We start from the raw sequence: 17,186 nt of genomic DNA, 5'->3' as shown, positions 1-17,186 counted from the left end.
AATGATGGACCTTGGTTATCGCTTAATTTCTGCCGTTTTAATGGAGGTTAAAAGGTGAAAAGGAAGATTGTTGTGATCCGATGGTGTTCTCTGCGATAATGGAATAAAGAAATAGAAAAGGAGTTACGTAGGATGGCAGAGGACTTTAAGATTCCCAGCTTGAAAGTTGATGAGATCGATAAGAAAATCATATCGGTTTTACATGAAGATGCGCGAATTTCGTATACCGACTTAGCGAAGAAAGTGGAGCTCTCCAGGGTTGCGGTTCAGATGAGAATCAATCATCTTGTTGAAAACGGTGTGATCGAGAGGTTCACTGCAGTCATAAATCCAGCTAAGGTCGGCATCCATGTTTCGGCATTCTTTAACGTTGAGGTTGAGCCTAAATATCTGGAATCGGTTGCGCAGCAATTGGAAAGTGAACCGGCTGTAACGAGTTTATATCATATGACCGGCCCGAGTAAACTCCATATGCACGGAATCTTTACTGATAACCAGGAAATGGAACGTTTTCTCAATGAGAAGCTGTATGCGGTCGTCGGTGTTGTCAGCGTTGATTGCCAAATTCTCATTAAACGTTATAAAAGCCGGATGGGCATGAAGCTTTAAATGAAAAAATCCCCCTATTAAGGTGGATTTTTTATTATTATGTGAGCGGGATGATAAAGCCGCCGTACGCAAAGGCAAGAATGATTACGAAGGCGGGGTGGATCTTGAATTTACCTAGGGCCAAAAAGGCCAATCCAGCGATGACGATTGAATGGATGTAGCCGATGGAACCGAAGGCATCCTTGGCCATATTCCAGGTGAGCAATAACATCATGATCGCAATCACGGGCTGTACTAGCAGGGACATGCCTTTTACGATAAGCGATTGCTTGTATTTTTGCAGGATTTTTAATAAATATATCAATGCCACGGCTGAAGGGATGACCGTGCCTGCCAATGCGGCTAGAAATCCTGGCCAGCCATATACATCATATCCGACATATGCAGCTATTTTGGTGGCGATCGGTCCTGGGAGTGAATTTCCTAACGCAAGCATTTGTGAGAACTCGGTATTATCAAGCCAGCCATAACGGGTGACGATTTGATCATACATAAGTGGAATCGAAGCTGGACCTCCGCCGTAACCAAGAATATTGGCGATGAAAAACGCTAGAAAAACAGCAACTCCTATTGGGATAATAAAACCCATTAAGCGGATTCCTCCTTCCTGCTAACCTTTTTATTTTTCAATCTTTCCTTTAATTTAAAATGGAACGCCCCATATAAAAGGAAAATCATAATGACGATACCCGGATGCAGGGAAATGACCTGAAGAAGCAAAAATGAAATCCCAAAAAAGGTGATTCCGAGCACCTTTCCTAACCCTTTTACCGCCTTTTCGCCAAACTCATAAGCCATTTGACCAAGCATGACAGCAACAACCGGCATTACAGCAGCGATCATATTACTGATCATTGCCGAATTACTTAAAACATTAATGAATGCAATCAAGAAAACCATCGCCATGCATGAAGGTAAAACGTGAGCGGCCACGCTGACGATGGCTCCAGGCCAGCCTTTTAATTTATAACCAAGATATGCTGCCATCTTAGTGGCAATAGGTCCTGGGAGTGTATTGGCAATCGCCAAAGTGTCACCGAATTCATCATCGTCGAGCCAGTGATAACGGGAAACTGCTTCGTGGCGGATGAGCGGGATGACAGATGGCCCGCCGCCGAAACCTAAAATCCCCGTTCTCATCATCCCAATCGTCAATTCCGAATATGGATTTTTCAAGAACGATTCCTCCTTGGTTTTAAAATTTAGAATTCTTTTCCATGAATATGAATTAATGATAACAAAAATACTTTCGAAATGTACATGAAATTATAATGATAATTACGTAATGAATGTATAAAAGGTATTTTTCAATGAAATAGGTTGAAGGAAATGAAAATATACATCTTTTTGTCTATTCAAATAAAAATTGGATTGCTTTAGAAAAACAAGGCTCTTTGCGTAAAGATTGTTGTTTTTTAAAACGAAACGATTTAAGGTTGATTGGAGCGCAAGTGCGAGACTCCTGCGGGAGCAGCGGGACAGGTGAGACCCCACAAGCGTTTACGCCGAGGAGGCTCACCGCCCGCCCCGCGGAAAGCGAGCATCTGGAGGGGAAATCAACTACACCGCATCACTTGGTAAATAGCAACAAAGTATGCGAAAATAGCCAAAAACAAAGAAGTAAAACCACAAAAAGTACCCTATAGGCAGACCTTTTTAAAGTGACTGCTTTATAGGGTACTTTTTAAAATATAACTTTAACAAACATTTTAATGTGGGTTATTCTTCCCGAATGACTAATAACACACCAATAAAAATTAATATTGTACCTATCCAAAAAGACAAGCCGATTTGTTCACCTAGTATTAACCAACCTAAAAAAGTACCCACTATAGGCTGTAAAAAGAAAAATACACCAGTCGCTAGTAGGAAAAGGTGGGGTTTTGTCAGGTGTTTTAAAGCTTTAGATACTGTCTTGATTGACGAATGATCTTTGCCTTTATTTTAGATAAGATTGAAAAATGGATTCTAGTTGGAATGAAAAGAGGAATTTATAGGGTAGGGAAGCAAATGGTGCAGTAATGGTGTTAGTCAAATTGCGGCAGCGGTAATGATGTAAGAAAGAAAAAACGTGGATTAGGATTAAAAGGCTCCCTTGAAGAGTTTAATTCTAATCCACCATTAAGTTGAAATTTTTAGTGCATGACCTTTCCGGAAGCATCACAATCGGTTATATTTTCGTTCGATTTTCCTGAACTCATCTGATAGTTCAAATAAGGTGTGTAATACTGCGGTTTGAATATATAGATTCATATAATTATCATTGCTCTTCTTTTGAAAGGATAAATCATGTTTTTCATTAATTTTCCGAGTTATACATTCATTAATTTCGCTCCACATTTCTTTTGTTCCTTCTTTAATTTTAGTCTCCATAATCTCCCACTCCTTTTTTATTAGTTTATCCAATCTATTACATTCTTATACTTATTTTTTGGACAAGCGGGTAACTTTTTTATCTTAAAATTAATATCTCCTGTTTCCGTAGAAAAGGAGAGAGATGCGACAATAGGGTTAGTCCACAATTATTTTTTTGTAGAAATGAATATTCTCCAATGGATGATGACTTCTCCTTATTTTTCGAGTTTGTTCTCAAACAGCAGGATACCCCAAGGGAGATGTATCGCATCTCTTCTCTAAAATTTCTTTAATTGGACCCATATTCTGGAGTGATGTATTGTACAAATGACAGGAGTTTGGAATAATTAGCATAATGATATTAAAGAACATTTAAACCTTTATCGATGCAGTCCATGAATAGGAGATTGTTATGTTTAAAATTATGATAATTGAAGATGATGAAAAAATTAGGAAAATAGTGGCCGATACCCTAACGAAGTGGAGATATGAAGTTGTGGAGGTTATGGAGTTTGACCAGTGATGAGGTGGTGAAATGGATCATGACACCTGTAATCATGGCGAACAGATAAATCGTATAAACACGGAAATTACGCTGAACGTTCCGCAACGTTATATTCAGTAAGTTCACCTTTGATTACCTCCCATGGCACTCTGGATGTGAAGGATTCGATCGAAAAAGTCGCTTTGACTTTGGTCACCTTTATAAAGCTCGTTTACGATTCCCCCATCACGCAAGAAGATAACCCTTTTATAAAAGCTTGCTGCATAGGAGTCGTGTGTAATCATGAGAATGGTCGTTTGAAACGTTTCATTTAAGCTCGCTAACTGTTCCAATAATTGTGTTGCTGATCTGGAATCAAGAGCGCCTGTAGGTTCATCTGCAAAGACAATCGCAGGATTTGTAATAATGGCACGCGCAGATGATGCCCGTTGTTTCTGACCACCAGAAACTTCTGTGGGGTATTTATCCTGAATTTCTTCAATATTCAATGCCTGGATGACTGGTCTTAAACGTCTTTCCATCTCATCCGCAGAAAATTTCCTTAATGAAAGGGGCAGAAGAATATTCTCTTTAATCGTTAAAGTATCAAGCAAGTTGTAATCTTGAAAGATGAAACCCATTCGTTCTTGGCGGAATGTGCGCAATGCTTTTTTGTTTAAATCCAACAGAGCCTGTTCTTCAAGCCAGACTTCCCCGCCGGAAAATTTATCAATCGTCGATAGCACATTCATCAGTGTTGTTTTTCCTGAACCGGAAGGCCCCATAATCGCCGTAAATTCACCCGAGGTTATGGTCAAATCAATATTCTTTAAAACCTGTGTCTTTCCATAGGATTTAGATAAGTTTTTAGTTTGTAATACTTTTTTCAACGTAAATCTCCTCCTCATGTTACATACTATAAAATTCATCCCTTTCACCACCATAGATGTAACAGGAAGTAAGATTACAATTTTGTCACATTACAATTTAAATAGGTAAAATAAAAGTGAATAGTGAAAGTAATAATGGAATTCACTAAATCAATTATGCATTTTCAGCAACTTAGTGGCAACAAGTTGAATATAACCGAATTCTTCTTCAGGGAAAGGGCCAGAGTGGTTGCATAAGATCATAAGGTGCTTGAGCGGCTTATTATCAATTAAAGGAATTTGATAAAAGATAAGGAATAAAAACGAAATAATCTACAGAAAATACTTCTATTAACTACAAAAATAGGAGTGTATATATGGAACAAACACTTTATGAAAAAGTTGGCGGAGAAGAAGCGATAGCAAAAATTGTGGACTATTTTTACTCCGAGTTGGTTCTTAAGGATGATACAGTCAATCATTTTTTTGAAAAGACGGATATGGAAAAACAACGCCGTCATCAGACGAAATTTATTAGTTTTGCATTAGGTGGTCCAAAACAATATTCTGGACAATCCATGGCAAAAGCTCACCATGGATTGAATCTGCAACCAGCCCATTTTGATGCCATTGTAAAACATCTAAACGATGCACTTGCTCACTTTGGAGTGAATGAAGCCGACATAGATACAGCTTTAACTAAAGTTGCTTCATTAAGAGATGATATCTTGTATAAATAAACGATATTTAGCTAAAAGGTACTTTCCTTCAGGAGCTGACTGGCAGCTCCTTTTCTTATGGAAGAAAAGGGAGTTCCATAGGGGGATTATTATCATAAAATGAAGAACTACGTGAACCAAGGGTACTAAAGCAAATAATAGATAATTAATTAAAAGAGAAGGTACATCAATTAGTATTTATAATGAACAACTAGTAAATAATTCTTATTAAGCTAACAGGTTCTTTACCTCATTACCAGGAGCTGATCAGCAGCTTTATGCAAATAAAGGGGCTGGATTGTTGAAAAAGGTATTTATTGTTCAGATAGAGAATAGTATCCGGTATGGGCTGATTTTTAAGGATTAAACAAACTTAATATCAGGAGGGAAAAATGGTTGATTATAGTCATGAGAAACAACATCTGAAAAAACTCAGGACTTTTATTTATCTCACTATAGCATTAATTTTTTCAATGATATTTATATTTATTAGCTTTTTTCTTTTGTATTTTTCTATGTCAAGCATTTTAGACGTTGTGTATTTTCCACCTAAACTAGCGATTTTTTCATTCATGATTTCTATTGTATTCTCTGTTTTAGCCATAAAAAATCTCTTTGGAAAGATATTGTTGGTGTTAAACATATTTCTAATGCTATTAATGATTTTTTATGGAACATAAATATCTACAAAAAGACTAACTTAGGATGTAATAGTGTGGCTGTTGTTTAGACAGCCTTTTTCTTTATGCAAATAAAGGGGCAGGTTAGTTGAAGAAGAAATGATAATAGTGAGGGTGTTATTGGTTGAATTTATAGAATTGTATAAAGAAATTTCATTGCATCTTTACTGTTATCAAAGAATATTATTTAGTTATAGATAATGTGTAACATTCTACCAATAACGAGAGTGTTCAGATGCAAATTGAAGGTAATTATATAAGAAATAAGGTGAGTGAATGACCAGTTGGAAGAATCCTATTCTTTTAATATCAGGAATAGGGGTTTCATATTTAGGGAATTGGATTTACTTAATTGCACTTAATATTTCGATATTAAACTTAACTGGCTCTGCAACAGCAGTTGCGGGGCTCTATATAATAAGGCCTATTGCCGTATTAATTACTAATACGTGGTCTGGGAGTGTGATTGATCGTGTTAATAAACGAAGATTAATGATATCTATTGATATTATAAGAGGGGTCTTAGTATTTGTAATTCCTTTCATATCATCATTATGGACTATATATACAGTCCTTTTATTGATTAATATTGCAGGCTCATTCTTTGGTCCAAGCTCATCCGTTTACATAACAAAGCTGGTACCTCTTGTAAATCGAAAAAGATTTAATTCGATTATGAGTTTGGCCAGCTCCGGTGCATTTTTATTAGGTCCAGCTATTTCAGGGATCCTTATTATGTATGCAGGGACAAAATTATGCATTGTTATTAATGCGATTACTTTTATAATTTGTGCATTTTTCATCTATCTTCTTCCTGACGTTGATGAAGATTTAGATAATATAAGAGAACCAGTTCAGTGGAAAACTATCATAAACGACTGGAAAGCAGTTAGGGAATTTACTAAGGTTGCAAAGTTCTTTGTATCCGTTTACTTATTGTTTCAATGTGCAATGCTAATTGGCTTTGCACTAGATTCACAAGAGGTTACTTTTATTAAACAGCACTTGGAGTTGTCTGATAGTGATTATGGCTTAATTGTAAGTATTACTGGTATTGGGGCGTTGGGAGGAGCTACTGTCGCCGCCGTTGTATCTAAGAAGTTGCAACTAAGGTTATTTATAGGTGCCGGAATGTTACTGACATCAATAGGATATGTTTTGTTTTATGCATCTTTTGACTTTTTAACCGCAACATTGTCTTTTATATTTTTAGGCTTCTTTATGGCATTTGCGAATGCAGGATATGCTACCTTTTTTCAAAGTAATGTACCAGTAGCAATTATGGGAAGGTTCGGAAGTATTGCAGATATGGTGCAAGGTATGATTCAAATTGGATTGACACTGCTCTTAGGGTTAACAATAGAATGGTTTTCATTACAAGTTGTTTGTATTATTTTTTCTATTGTCGGAGCAATTTTTGCAACCTTACTTTTCATTACTGTATTTATTCCTTCAAAGGCTGGTTATTTTGAAGAAAGTAAAAAATTTATTTCTGGTTAAAGAGACAATACTTAAAATATCTTAAAGAACTAACAGGTGCTTTAACTGAACGTAGAGTTAAACCTCTTATGTATGCACAATTAACTGTATTTGTTGGTGTAGTATTTGCTTGGTTTTTAGTGAGGAATAATATTGATAACTATTGGAGCTATTCTGCAATTATGTACCTTATGCTTGGAACAGGAGTCCTATTAATTGGCATAGAAAATTTTATAGTTAGAGAAAAAAAGCGAAAGGACTACTTAATTTGGTTTATTAGTGCATTACTCTTTTATTGGATAGCTATTGACTATTTTTTCTTCTACTAACAGGTGCGTTATCTGAAGATCAGAGCTGTCTTTAAGGCAGCTTTTTCTTATGGAACTATCGGGGCAGGTTAGTTGAAGAAGAAAAAGGTTTTTGTGGTGGTTGTCTTGAAACTAAATTGAGTAGGAAAATCATTTTAACATCAGGGAGGATGGCTGTTGTACTTAATTTAGGAATCCATATTCTAATTAGAATTGAGGAGCGAATAGAATGACCAACGTAAAAGATATTATTTCTGACCAGTTCTTAGCGAATGCTAATGACCCTAGTTGGTACAAACCATTTTCAGAATCAGTTGAAAATTTGACGGAAGAACAGGCTTTATGGAAGCCAAGCAAAGATAGTAACAGTATAGCTGAAATTGTACAACATCTGATTTATTGGAATCAAACTTGGCAAACCAGGTACGAAAAATCCAACGTAGACGCTGTATCTTCAATCGGAGATAATAATCGGAGCTTTTTAAGTCCTGAATATATGTCCTTTATCGATTTGAAAAAAATCTTATTAGAAGTCCTTTTAAAGTGGGAAGGGTTATTAACTAATGAAAAAATAGAAAGTGATGTTATAGGTTTTCCTGAAAAAGTTAAGTGGTGGCAAATTCTTGGAAATGCAACTACCCATAATGCATATCATATCGGTCAAATTATTTATATTAGGAAACTGCAAAACAGTTGGAAGGCGAATGCATGAGAAGTTGACTTAGCTGCTAATTGGAACTTTTCGCTAGAATGGATTGCTGCGGCAATCCTTTTTTCTTATTCAAGTAACGGGGCAGGTTAGTTGAACAATGACTTGAAGAGAATTATGATAAAAAAATCATTGATGATTAATGTAGATTTAAAATAAAGTTCGACCGTTTAAAACAAAGTTTAACCGTTAAATATAGCATTAAGTCTGATGGAGGAGTATTACTTAAAGTTATTGAGAAAGGGAAAGGACGAGTTTTTTCTATAGACTATCATACACTACCAAAGGTAGCTTATTTGAAAAAATGGGAAATAAAACCAGTAAGCAATATGGAAAAGGAATTTGGCATTATCATTATAAATCAGGGGTGCATTACATTATAGCTGAATTTATACCAACTAATGTCTATATAAAAACATCAGCAAATTATAAGGTGGTATGGTAATGGAAATATCATTAAATGATTTTTTAGTTGGAGACGGTTTTTCATATATTTTTAAATCTGGGAAGAGAGGGATGATTAATTTTTATTTTTTTATTGATTCAGTTGAAGAGGATTTAACTACGGGTTATAGCCAAAGCTTAAAAGAATTTTTTAAAAAATTAAATAAGTATCCGATTTATTTACATGGAATTAGTGGTTCGAAGGAAATTAATATATCGAAAGGAGCAAAAACATCGAAAGTTGCGCCTAGAAATTATCATCATTTAGTAGAAATAAATAATATTGAAGAGCTAGTCAATTATTTTCCTAAAGCCTATTTGGACGCTTTTAACAATGATAGTATTTTGTTTTCTACTGAGGAAACAATAGAAATGGATTTAACGAGTGACATTGGTTTAGCGAGATTTATTTTGGATTATACAAAAACGACATCAAAAGATAGATATTATCTTTGGGGAGGCCATGACGGAATAGGTTTTGATTTCGTTTCGAATTTTTCTGATTATCCGTACAATAAAGTTCCGATTACAAGTGATGAGGATTAAACGAAAACGTATCAATTTATCATGTTTACCAAAGATTTTGACTTAATATTAAAAGATGATTATGAAAAATATAAAATATTTATAGAACTTGTTATAGAATCAATCGAAGCATGGAGAAAAGGACGTAACTACGATTCATTTCCAACACCTCCAACACCTTTTTTAACGTTTATTCAAAGAAACAACAATTGACAAAAAGTTCTATAGTAAAGCCCGACCATTCGTTCAAAATGGTCGGGCTTTTTAATGAGGTACAGTTGATTAAATTCGATTATTCAAGATACGTAAACCATTTAAAATAACAAGAATGGTACTACTTGTAATCATACGTGCTTATTGGAAGTTAATTCATTTAAAAGAATCCGTGTATTTATAATCAATCTTTTTTATAAAAATCTCTATAACCTAAAAATCAAATCCATACATTTTGATCAATCTTTGTTCAAAATGTGTGGGTTTCTTCTATTATAAATTCAGCTTTTGCAGCACACTTTTGATCAAACTTTATTTTAACCCTACAACATACAAATATAATTCCTTATAGAATTAACGGGTGCTTTAGTTCATTAAGAAAAAGTAAAAAGAAGTCGATTCATTAACGTAGAGGGGATCGACTACCATTAAAAGAGTTAAATTATCGGAATAAGATAATTGAATTAGTCGTTTTTTGAAATATGATCACCATTAGAATCAATACCAATATTCGTGGGACTATATTGGTTACGTTAGGTAGTGTAGGGGATTACCCAATAGGGTCTTTCCGTCTATAGTCCTTTATTCATAACATTTGATTCGACCTTACGATTTTCGTGAGTACGCTTACTATTTACAATCCATATTCCTACCAGTACAAGTAATATCCCTACTAATGTAGCTATTTTTAAGTTTTCATCCAAAAATATGAATCCAGAAATGACACCCACAATTGGTACAAGTAGTAAAGAAATTGATGCTTTGCTAGCTTCTGTACGTTTCAAGATATGACTCCACAATACAAAAGCCAAGGCCGAGGCAACAACCCCAGAAAACAGAATATAAACAGCCGGCATGAAACCCCAATTCGATTCACCGTGTTCAAATGAAAGAGTATATACCAATAACCCCACCGCTCCAATCGTCATTTGCCAAGTGGTAAATTGAATGGTATCACAATGATTTAATTTTAGTTTAAAAAGCAAGTTAGCTATAGCCCAAGAAATAGCAGAGCTTAGTGCCAGTAACACAGTCCAAATGGATCCTCCTAAATGGATATTCATAGCAAGAAATAAACCCACTATTCCTATTATGATTCCAAACGTCTTCCTTGCTGTCAACCGTTCACCAGGAATCCATCTATGTGCCATTATTGATAGAAAAAGCGGCATACTGTAGGTCAAAACAGATGTAAGTCCTGCACTAATGTAGTTAAGCGATATTTGAATAGCGACATTAAAATAAGTTGTTTGGAGCAGCCCGCTTAGAACCAGCCACTTGAAATCCGATTTATTTGGTAGTGGTATTTTTTTCATCAAACACACACCTAGGAGTACGAAGGAACCGGTTAAAAATCGCAATGCAGCAAACTCCCCAGGAGGAAAAACACCATTTCCTAATTTCATGATAACAAAATTAAATCCCCATATCAGACATAAAATGGCCATCGAAGCATTCATACGAATAATCCTCTCCCTTAAATAAACATTTTTAGAATTATGAAGAACATTTAACAAACGATTGAGTTCACAATCTCATTTAGAGTGTGCTAGAAACATATGGTCCAGTCCAATTAAATTTCTCGGACTTTAGGTGTGTCGGTTCTCCACCTGTTAGCAAGTTTCATTGATAGCTAACAATTGAAGATCAGCATATAGATTTTGACTAAACATAGTCCATTTGTTTTCATCATTACATCTTCATTCCTTTATAAAAAACTTTACAACGAGAATTAACTAGTGTCTAATATATAAAAATCATATTTTTAAGTCGTAAAACGACTTAATCGGAAGGAGTAATACCGTGGAGCTGCGTCAGCTTAAATATTTTACTGTTGTGGCAGAAGAGTTGCATTTTGGTCGTGCTGCAATGCGTTTACAGATGACACAACCACCTTTAAGTCAACAGATTTTACAACTTGAAAGTGAACTTGGCGTAAAGCTGTTTGAGAGAACAAAAAGACATGTAGAGCTGACAAATGCGGGAAAGATTTTCTTGCAAGAAGTTCGCCAGGTCCTTACCAAATTAGAGGGGGCTAAGGCTTCAGCTCTTAGGGCACAAAATGGATTGGTTGGACAATTAGTGGTGGGGTTTGTAGGTTCTGCAACATTTGATATTCTTCCTATCATTGTTCGGGGGTTTCAGGAACAGTTTCCATACGTAGATTTGATTCTTCACGAGATGCCTACACCAATGCAAATTGAGGCATTTCATAATAAGGAAATTGACATTGGTTTTGTAAGACCTCCTATTTTTGATCCGCTTTTATCACTCTTGTCAGTTTATCAAGAGACATGTATCGCTGTTGTACCGAAGTTGCATCCATTTGCGCAACGAGCTTCAATATCGTTGGGTGATCTGAGCACCGAACAATTTATTTTGGTGGAGAGGGAAATTTGGCCGAGTTGGTACGACGATATCATCTCTAAATGTCATGATGCTGGCTTCAGCCCAGTCATACGTCAAGGTGTGAAAGAAATACAGACAGTTATAGGGTTGGTTGCATCAGGTCTGGGTATTAGTATCGTACCAAGATCAACATCGAATTTTCATATGCGGGATGTCAGGTATGTAAACATAGAGCAAGAAGCCCCACGTGTAGAAATGAGTCTTGCTTGGCGGACGGATGAAGATTCAATTTTGGTTAAACAATTTCTTGATACAGCAACACAACTCATTGAATGCGGCAAGCAAAGCAACGGTTAAAATCACATCATGTTAAACCAGCATCAACATAAATATACAGGTTTTATTTGAAAGTCTTATTTGCATATCTCAAGGCTGTCTGAAATTTAAATTTCATGGATGCGTTATGTTGCTGGCATGGGATTAGAACATGGTTATATAGAAGACATAATTGTTCATCTGATTATTAAAAAATGGGAATTGGTGTGGAGTTAGTAAGAGAATTATTAAGCAAATCTGAACGGTATGGTTTAGAAATTGTTATCTTAACGTTTGATCCGCAACATAAAAACTTTTATGAAACTTGTGGCTTTACCCCCTGTTCAGGTGGGTTATGGAAAAAACAGAAATGAACTTGGTGCTTTACCTCATTATCAGCAGCTCCTTTATTATGGGGATTATTGTAATGAACGAAAATGGGATTTGAGCACAAAAAGACTCTTGATATGATGAAAGTGTCCCAAGCTCGCAAGCGAAAAGGACACTTTCATCATAAACATGAGGCCAATCATGAATTATAACCAAAACAGTAAATCGGTCAAATTTTAAAAAAACCGTACAATTAATGGGTCGTCCCGCCGACTGTATGAATATCCGATTCATATTTAGCAGCTGTGACAGCAGCTATTTTTATGCCCTTAACAATTGTCTCAAGGCTTAAGCTAGGCGCTTCTTTATTAATGGTTTGCTCCGGAATGAAAGGAATATGGATAAATCCACCCCGGATGCTTGATGAGTTTAGGTTGATATAGTCCATTAATCCATAGAAGATATGGTTGCATACAAATGTTCCGGCGGTATGGGATACCGATGCAGGAATGTTGCTTTCCTTCATGTTTTCGACAATTCTTTTGATGGGGATCGTAGACCAATAGGCTACTGGTCCTTTGTCTGCAATCGGCTTATCAATAGGCTGGTTTCCTTGATTGTCTGGGATTCTAGCATCATCTATATTGATTGCCACCCGTTCAGGTGTGATGTGAAGTCGTCCCCCGGCTTGTCCTACACAGATAACGATGTCAGGATTATGCTGCTGGATATGGTGCTCCATTACTGCAATTGATTTCCCGAATACCGTTGGGATTTGTTCAGCAACTAGAGTCACATCATCTATAACTTCTCCATGTAACTGTTTTACGGCTTCCCAGGAAGGGTTTACTCTTTCTCCGCCAAAGGGCTCAAACCCGGTTAATAACACTTTTTGCATCATGAAGATCCCTCCTATACTCCTATTGAAACAAGTAAGTACATAAGTACGATATTGAAAGCTAATACTGCCAAAGCTGTTGGAACTTGAACTTTTATGACATGATTTTTATCTTTCAAGTCCAGCAATGCTGCCGGCACAATATTAAAGTTGGCAGCCATTGGCGTCATTAGTGTTCCACAATAACCCGCAAACATAGATATGGCAGCTATATGATTTGGATTAGCGTCAAATTGGTTAATCAGAAAAGGAATGGCGATACCTGCAGCCATAACTGGGAAGGCAGCAAAGGCGTTCCCCATGATCATAGTGAATATAGCCATGCCGAGACAGAAAATGACCACAATCCAAAATAGCGAACCTTCGGGAATGATTGCTGTCACAGCTTTGGAAACGACTGTACCAACCCCTGCATTTGTGTAAATGGTTCCAAATGTTGCAAGTAGCTGTGGCAGCAATACAGCCCACCCAATAGATTCTAGCAGGCGACGTGATTCTTTCACAGCTCCTGTAGGTGTTCCGCGTGTCATCACCATCGCAAAAATAATGGCAGTCAAACACGCCAGACCTAAAGCAACCATCGTTACATTAGATGGATCCAGCAAAGCCTTTCCGCCAATTTTAACACCGTCTAGCAGCTTAGAACCAGCTAAGGTTAGAATAGGAATCAAGATGGCGGGTAGGAAAAGCCGACCGCCAAGCCGTTTCCTTCTCTCTTCTTTTACAGTAATGCTTTCTTCAACATGTTCGCTTTTCTTTAACCCGCCACTTGCAATGATTAAAACCATAATAATAACCATAAGCCCAATGTAAAATGGCGGAATAATTTGGCCGAACAATAATGTAATTGAATAAATCAAGTAAAAGCTTCCCGTAGTCAATCGGCGGCTGTTCGTCCGATCGGTGAAAATATATAGGGAGCAGCCTAGAACAATGATGCCCATCAATACGTAAATCATTTCAACTGAGAATATCATAATAGATGCTCACTTTCTCTTTGGAGTGTTTATCATTTCTTGCCACGATTACCTAAACGTTTATCCAGCTTTTTATCAAACATACGGAGGCGAATGGCGTGTACGATAAAAGCAAAGATGGCAGTAGGAATTCCCCATAACGCCATTGATATTGGGTCAGCAGGGATATTGTTTTGTTCAAAAAATCCGTTCATCAATAGAATTGCACCAACCGCCACGAAAATATCTTCGCCGAAGAACAAGCCGATATTATCGGTAGCGGCAGCATGTGCACGGATTTCCTGCTGCTCTTTCTCAGGCAGCTTACCATATTTTGATAGAGCAGCTCCTTCTGCCATTGGGGCAATCAGCGGGCGTACAGTCTGCGGATGACCACCAAGGCTGTTTAAACCAAGAGCAGCTCCGATTTCCCTAATTAATAAATACATAGTCAATACCCGGCCAACAGTGATGGCTTTAATTTTTGATACCACCTTTGAAGCTTGTTGCTGGAGACCATTTTTTTCAAGCAGCCCAATAACGGGAAGCGTGACTATTAGAATAGACATGTACCTGTTAGTTGTAAATGCTTCGCCAAATTGGGTAATAATACTGGTGATGGGAATACCGGCAATCATCCCCGTTACGATTGCTGAAACCGTTACCACAACTGCTGAATTGAATCTAAGTAAGAATCCAATCATGATTAAAAGAACACCAATTAGAACCATATATATCCCCTCTCTTATTATTAAAACTATTCTGAAAAAATATAAACTAAGTGTTATTGTATAGTAAAGTGAGAATTTTTGAAATAGATTATTTATTAATCAATTGAATTTATTATGTGGAAATCGAAGTTTTTTTAATGAAAGAATAGATAAAATGCATCAAAAATACTTATTTACAACAGTAGAAAAACTAAAAAATAGGAAACGCCTATTCGGTGGAAGAAGAAGCATTAAAGAGATTCAAGAATAATATCACCACAAATAGGATTGTTATATAGTCTATTTAACTAACCGGGTGCGAAGATCTAAGCTGACTTTAAGTTAGCCTTTTCTTTATAACATCTATCGAGCGCAGTTTAGTTGAAGAAGGATTATTGATTCTAGTTGCCGAATTGTTTAAATTAACCGATCAAGATTCAGATGCGGTGCGAGGGGGGCATCTTAGCCACAAAACGACTAAGGTAAAAAATAAATTAGTTAAAAAGAAAGAAGTGAAGGTTTTGATTAAATATAAATGCCTCCATCATGTAAGTCTTACCGTTACAGATTTGGAAAGAGCAAAAGAATTCTATGGTAAAACTTTATGTTTAAAAGAAATAGAGCGTCCTAATTTTGATTTTCCAGGCGCCTGGTATGAAATAGAGGGACATCAACTTCACTTGATAGTCGATCCCACTTCACAGACGATTCGTAAGGATAAAAGATTATCCAGCAGAGAAGGTCACTTTGCCCTTAGAGTCGAGAACTACCATGACACTCTTAAATGGTTAAAACAGAAGGCAGTTGAAATCCTTGAAAAACCATACGGGAAAAGTGGATTCGCACAAATTTTCTGTGCCGACCCTGATGGTAATTTGATTGAACTAAATGTTAATCAACAAAATCTATAAGTAGCAAAGATAAGGGCTTCCTTTACTGGCTCTTTTCTTATTGAAGTGACGGGGCAATGTAATCGGATAGCTAAAAATTTGATCACAGACAGGAGTTGCATACGATGATAAAAGGTTTTGGAGGAATATTTTGGAGAACTAAGAATCTTGAAGTTGTAAAAAAATGGTACAGTGAAGTGTTGCAGATTGAAATAGAAAATTGGAATGGGGCTGTGATAAAACCCCAATTAGGAAGTGAGACTATCTTTTCTTTCTTTACCGAGAATGACAGTTATTTTCCAACAGAACAACAAGTGATGTTAAATTTCCAAGTACATAATCTGAACGAGACTATTAAACATCTTGAACATATTGGTGTACCTCTTGCAAAGAAAAAAGAGATTAGTGAATTTGGAAAGTTTATTTGGATTGAAGATCCTGAAGGTCGACTGATCGAGCTTTGGGAGAAATAACGAGTTGTAATTCAATTGCTATTGAGCTAACGGGAGCGTTAGCTGAAGATCGGAGCTGTCTTTAAGGCAGCTTTTTCCTTATGCAACTAAAGGGGCAGGTTAGTTGAAGAGTTATGTTTTTGATCAATGAAAATTCCGATAACTTTATTATATAACTTCTCTATCCTTCTACCTAAAGGGATTGATATATTTTAGTCATATAAATGGAAGGAGTTGGATGTGCAAAATACCACGAGTTTTGGAACAAATAATAACTTATTTATAATATCGTGCTTAATCGATAAAAATCAAATAAACGCCAATCCCTTATAGATATAGGATTGGCGTTTTGGCGTACTTCTTAAGTTACAAATATGTTAAGTTCATTTTATAAACAACATTTTAAGAAATGTTTTTCAATTCCTCTGTTAATCGTAGGAATTCTTCTTTGTTTTGATCCTCTAATGACTGGTCAATCTCTTTTCGGATTTGCTCTTTTCGGAAATTAAGAAGGGCTTTGTTTAACACCATTTCAGCAAATTCAGAATCCATAACATTTATTTCAGGTTGTGGTGGTGTATTAGCCAAATTCTTTTCCATAGGAAACCAACTCCTTGACCTTTTTTCTATTATAACAATAGTTTTCAGACTATTCAAATATTTTTCTAAGTAGTTCCAATAAAATTTGCTCAATGAAAAAAGAATCAATGAAAAACATAAGTGAAAAAACAGGTGTAACAAGAATGACGAGTTTTGGAACAAAAATAGCGTTTATGGAACCTTCTTTATAGAACTAAAGGGGCAGGTTAGTTGAATAAAGACAATGGTTTTTTGTGGTAAAATTAATAGGAAAAGGATAATGAGGGGGATGACTATGGAAGGGTTGGAAATA

At 36.2% G+C, this 17,186-nt stretch carries 19 protein-coding genes and 1 pseudogene; 8 read left to right on the top strand and 12 right to left on the bottom strand.

What is annotated here, in order from left to right; genetic code table 11:
- Positions 1-132 precede the first annotated feature (132 nt).
- Positions 133-609 (top strand): chromate efflux transcriptional regulator ChrS, encoded by a 477-nt coding sequence (locus BW986_RS10295; RefSeq protein ID WP_034315019.1) that lies wholly within the window; start codon positions 133-135, stop codon positions 607-609.
- A gap of 37 nt (positions 610-646) precedes the next feature.
- Here BW986_RS10295 and BW986_RS10290 read toward each other — a convergent pair whose 3' ends face one another.
- From BW986_RS10290 to BW986_RS10265, 6 genes and pseudogenes are all read right to left on the bottom strand, one after another.
- A complete protein-coding gene (locus BW986_RS10290) occupies positions 647-1,198 on the bottom strand; it encodes a chromate efflux transporter ChrA (protein ID WP_076367587.1) in 552 nt (183 codons plus the stop codon).
- Positions 1,198-1,785, bottom strand: coding sequence for a chromate efflux transporter ChrB (locus BW986_RS10285; protein ID WP_076367585.1), 588 nt, complete (start codon positions 1,783-1,785; stop codon positions 1,198-1,200). Before BW986_RS10285 ends, BW986_RS10290 begins: the two co-directional genes overlap by 1 nt.
- A 543-nt stretch (positions 1,786-2,328) precedes the next feature.
- Positions 2,329-2,466 (bottom strand): annotated as a pseudogene (locus tag BW986_RS10275) (EamA family transporter); the annotation flags it as partial.
- A 303-nt stretch (positions 2,467-2,769) separates the two neighbouring features.
- Complete coding sequence (locus BW986_RS10270; RefSeq protein ID WP_061461893.1) at positions 2,770-2,982, bottom strand: hypothetical protein; 213 nt, start codon at positions 2,980-2,982, stop codon at positions 2,770-2,772.
- Between the two features lie 454 nt (positions 2,983-3,436).
- Positions 3,437-3,595, bottom strand: a complete 159-nt coding sequence (locus BW986_RS30160; protein WP_179086044.1) for a hypothetical protein — start codon at positions 3,593-3,595, stop codon at positions 3,437-3,439.
- On the bottom strand, positions 3,592-4,338 hold the full coding sequence (locus tag BW986_RS10265; protein ID WP_311316542.1) for an ABC transporter ATP-binding protein: 747 nt from the start codon (positions 4,336-4,338) through the stop codon (positions 3,592-3,594). Before BW986_RS10265 ends, BW986_RS30160 begins: the two co-directional genes overlap by 4 nt.
- Positions 4,339-4,694: 356 nt before the next feature.
- Between BW986_RS10265 and BW986_RS10260 the strand changes: the two genes are divergently transcribed.
- Positions 4,695-5,057, top strand: coding sequence for a group I truncated hemoglobin (locus tag BW986_RS10260; RefSeq protein ID WP_076367579.1), 363 nt, complete (start codon positions 4,695-4,697; stop codon positions 5,055-5,057).
- A 424-nt stretch (positions 5,058-5,481) separates the two neighbouring features.
- Here BW986_RS10260 and BW986_RS30155 read toward each other — a convergent pair whose 3' ends face one another.
- On the bottom strand, positions 5,482-5,640 hold the full coding sequence (locus tag BW986_RS30155) for a hypothetical protein (protein WP_179086043.1): 159 nt from the start codon (positions 5,638-5,640) through the stop codon (positions 5,482-5,484).
- 352 nt (positions 5,641-5,992) lie between these two features.
- Here BW986_RS30155 and BW986_RS10255 point away from each other — a divergent pair, with 352 nt between their 5' ends.
- From BW986_RS10255 to BW986_RS10240, 3 genes are all read left to right on the top strand, one after another.
- Positions 5,993-7,216, top strand: coding sequence for an MFS transporter (locus BW986_RS10255; RefSeq protein ID WP_076367577.1), 1,224 nt, complete (start codon positions 5,993-5,995; stop codon positions 7,214-7,216).
- A 516-nt stretch (positions 7,217-7,732) separates the two neighbouring features.
- Entirely contained in the window at positions 7,733-8,215 is a 483-nt protein-coding gene (locus BW986_RS10245) for a DinB family protein (protein ID WP_076367573.1), read from the top strand.
- A gap of 441 nt (positions 8,216-8,656) precedes the next feature.
- Complete coding sequence (locus BW986_RS10240) at positions 8,657-9,202, top strand: hypothetical protein (RefSeq protein WP_076367572.1); 546 nt, start codon at positions 8,657-8,659, stop codon at positions 9,200-9,202.
- A gap of 764 nt (positions 9,203-9,966) precedes the next feature.
- On the opposite strand, the gene BW986_RS10235 is transcribed toward BW986_RS10240, so the two are convergent.
- Positions 9,967-10,842 (bottom strand): DMT family transporter, encoded by an 876-nt coding sequence (locus BW986_RS10235; protein ID WP_260320833.1) that lies wholly within the window; start codon positions 10,840-10,842, stop codon positions 9,967-9,969.
- A gap of 355 nt (positions 10,843-11,197) precedes the next feature.
- On the opposite strand from BW986_RS10235, the gene BW986_RS10230 reads away from it, so the two are divergent.
- Positions 11,198-12,100, top strand: coding sequence for a LysR family transcriptional regulator (locus BW986_RS10230; protein ID WP_076367568.1), 903 nt, complete (start codon positions 11,198-11,200; stop codon positions 12,098-12,100).
- 541 nt (positions 12,101-12,641) lie between these two features.
- On the opposite strand, the gene pcp is transcribed toward BW986_RS10230, so the two are convergent.
- The 3 genes from pcp to BW986_RS10215 are packed head-to-tail and all read right to left on the bottom strand — an operon-like array spanning position 12,642 to position 14,973.
- The gene (gene pcp, locus BW986_RS10225; RefSeq protein ID WP_076367566.1) at positions 12,642-13,289 is read right to left on the bottom strand and encodes a pyroglutamyl-peptidase I; all 648 of its coding nucleotides are present in this window, start codon (positions 13,287-13,289) and stop codon (positions 12,642-12,644) included.
- Positions 13,290-13,300: 11 nt separating this feature from the next.
- On the bottom strand, positions 13,301-14,263 hold the full coding sequence (locus tag BW986_RS10220) for a DUF979 domain-containing protein (RefSeq protein ID WP_076367564.1): 963 nt from the start codon (positions 14,261-14,263) through the stop codon (positions 13,301-13,303).
- A gap of 32 nt (positions 14,264-14,295) precedes the next feature.
- Positions 14,296-14,973, bottom strand: coding sequence for a DUF969 domain-containing protein (locus BW986_RS10215; RefSeq protein WP_076367562.1), 678 nt, complete (start codon positions 14,971-14,973; stop codon positions 14,296-14,298).
- A 374-nt stretch (positions 14,974-15,347) separates the two neighbouring features.
- On the opposite strand from BW986_RS10215, the gene BW986_RS10210 reads away from it, so the two are divergent.
- On the top strand, positions 15,348-15,863 hold the full coding sequence (locus tag BW986_RS10210; protein ID WP_311316541.1) for a VOC family protein: 516 nt from the start codon (positions 15,348-15,350) through the stop codon (positions 15,861-15,863).
- Positions 15,864-15,967: 104 nt separating this feature from the next.
- Positions 15,968-16,315, top strand: coding sequence for a VOC family protein (locus BW986_RS10205; protein WP_076367560.1), 348 nt, complete (start codon positions 15,968-15,970; stop codon positions 16,313-16,315).
- A gap of 381 nt (positions 16,316-16,696) precedes the next feature.
- Here BW986_RS10205 and BW986_RS10200 read toward each other — a convergent pair whose 3' ends face one another.
- Positions 16,697-16,894 (bottom strand): IDEAL domain-containing protein, encoded by a 198-nt coding sequence (locus BW986_RS10200; protein ID WP_076367558.1) that lies wholly within the window; start codon positions 16,892-16,894, stop codon positions 16,697-16,699.
- Positions 16,895-17,186: the final 292 nt, after the last annotated feature.

The organism is Peribacillus simplex (genome assembly GCF_900156045.1).
Taxonomy (GTDB): domain Bacteria; phylum Bacillota; class Bacilli; order Bacillales; family DSM-1321; genus Peribacillus; species Peribacillus simplex_D.
Note: the sequence above shows the minus strand (reverse complement) of the source record. Positions and strands in the feature narration are given on the sequence as shown.

Excerpts from the sequence above, each read along its gene's own strand:
- BW986_RS10295 (WP_034315019.1), top strand. The coding sequence starts at position 133 with ATGGCAGAGGACTTTAAGATTCCCAGCTTGAAAGTTGATGAGATCGAT.
- BW986_RS10290 (WP_076367587.1), bottom strand. The coding sequence starts at position 1,198 with ATGGGTTTTATTATCCCAATAGGAGTTGCTGTTTTTCTAGCGTTTTTC.
- BW986_RS10270 (WP_061461893.1), bottom strand. The coding sequence starts at position 2,982 with ATGGAGACTAAAATTAAAGAAGGAACAAAAGAAATGTGGAGCGAAATT.
- BW986_RS10260 (WP_076367579.1), top strand. The coding sequence starts at position 4,695 with ATGGAACAAACACTTTATGAAAAAGTTGGCGGAGAAGAAGCGATAGCA.
- BW986_RS30155 (WP_179086043.1), bottom strand. The coding sequence starts at position 5,640 with ATGGCTAAAACAGAGAATACAATAGAAATCATGAATGAAAAAATCGCT.
- BW986_RS10255 (WP_076367577.1), top strand. The coding sequence starts at position 5,993 with ATGACCAGTTGGAAGAATCCTATTCTTTTAATATCAGGAATAGGGGTT.
- BW986_RS10245 (WP_076367573.1), top strand. The coding sequence starts at position 7,733 with ATGACCAACGTAAAAGATATTATTTCTGACCAGTTCTTAGCGAATGCT.
- BW986_RS10240 (WP_076367572.1), top strand. The coding sequence starts at position 8,657 with ATGGAAATATCATTAAATGATTTTTTAGTTGGAGACGGTTTTTCATAT.
- BW986_RS10235 (WP_260320833.1), bottom strand. The coding sequence starts at position 10,842 with ATGGCCATTTTATGTCTGATATGGGGATTTAATTTTGTTATCATGAAA.
- pcp (WP_076367566.1), bottom strand. The coding sequence starts at position 13,289 with ATGATGCAAAAAGTGTTATTAACCGGGTTTGAGCCCTTTGGCGGAGAA.
- BW986_RS10220 (WP_076367564.1), bottom strand. The coding sequence starts at position 14,263 with ATGATATTCTCAGTTGAAATGATTTACGTATTGATGGGCATCATTGTT.
- BW986_RS10215 (WP_076367562.1), bottom strand. The coding sequence starts at position 14,973 with ATGGTTCTAATTGGTGTTCTTTTAATCATGATTGGATTCTTACTTAGA.
- BW986_RS10205 (WP_076367560.1), top strand. The coding sequence starts at position 15,968 with ATGATAAAAGGTTTTGGAGGAATATTTTGGAGAACTAAGAATCTTGAA.
- BW986_RS10200 (WP_076367558.1), bottom strand. The coding sequence starts at position 16,894 with ATGGAAAAGAATTTGGCTAATACACCACCACAACCTGAAATAAATGTT.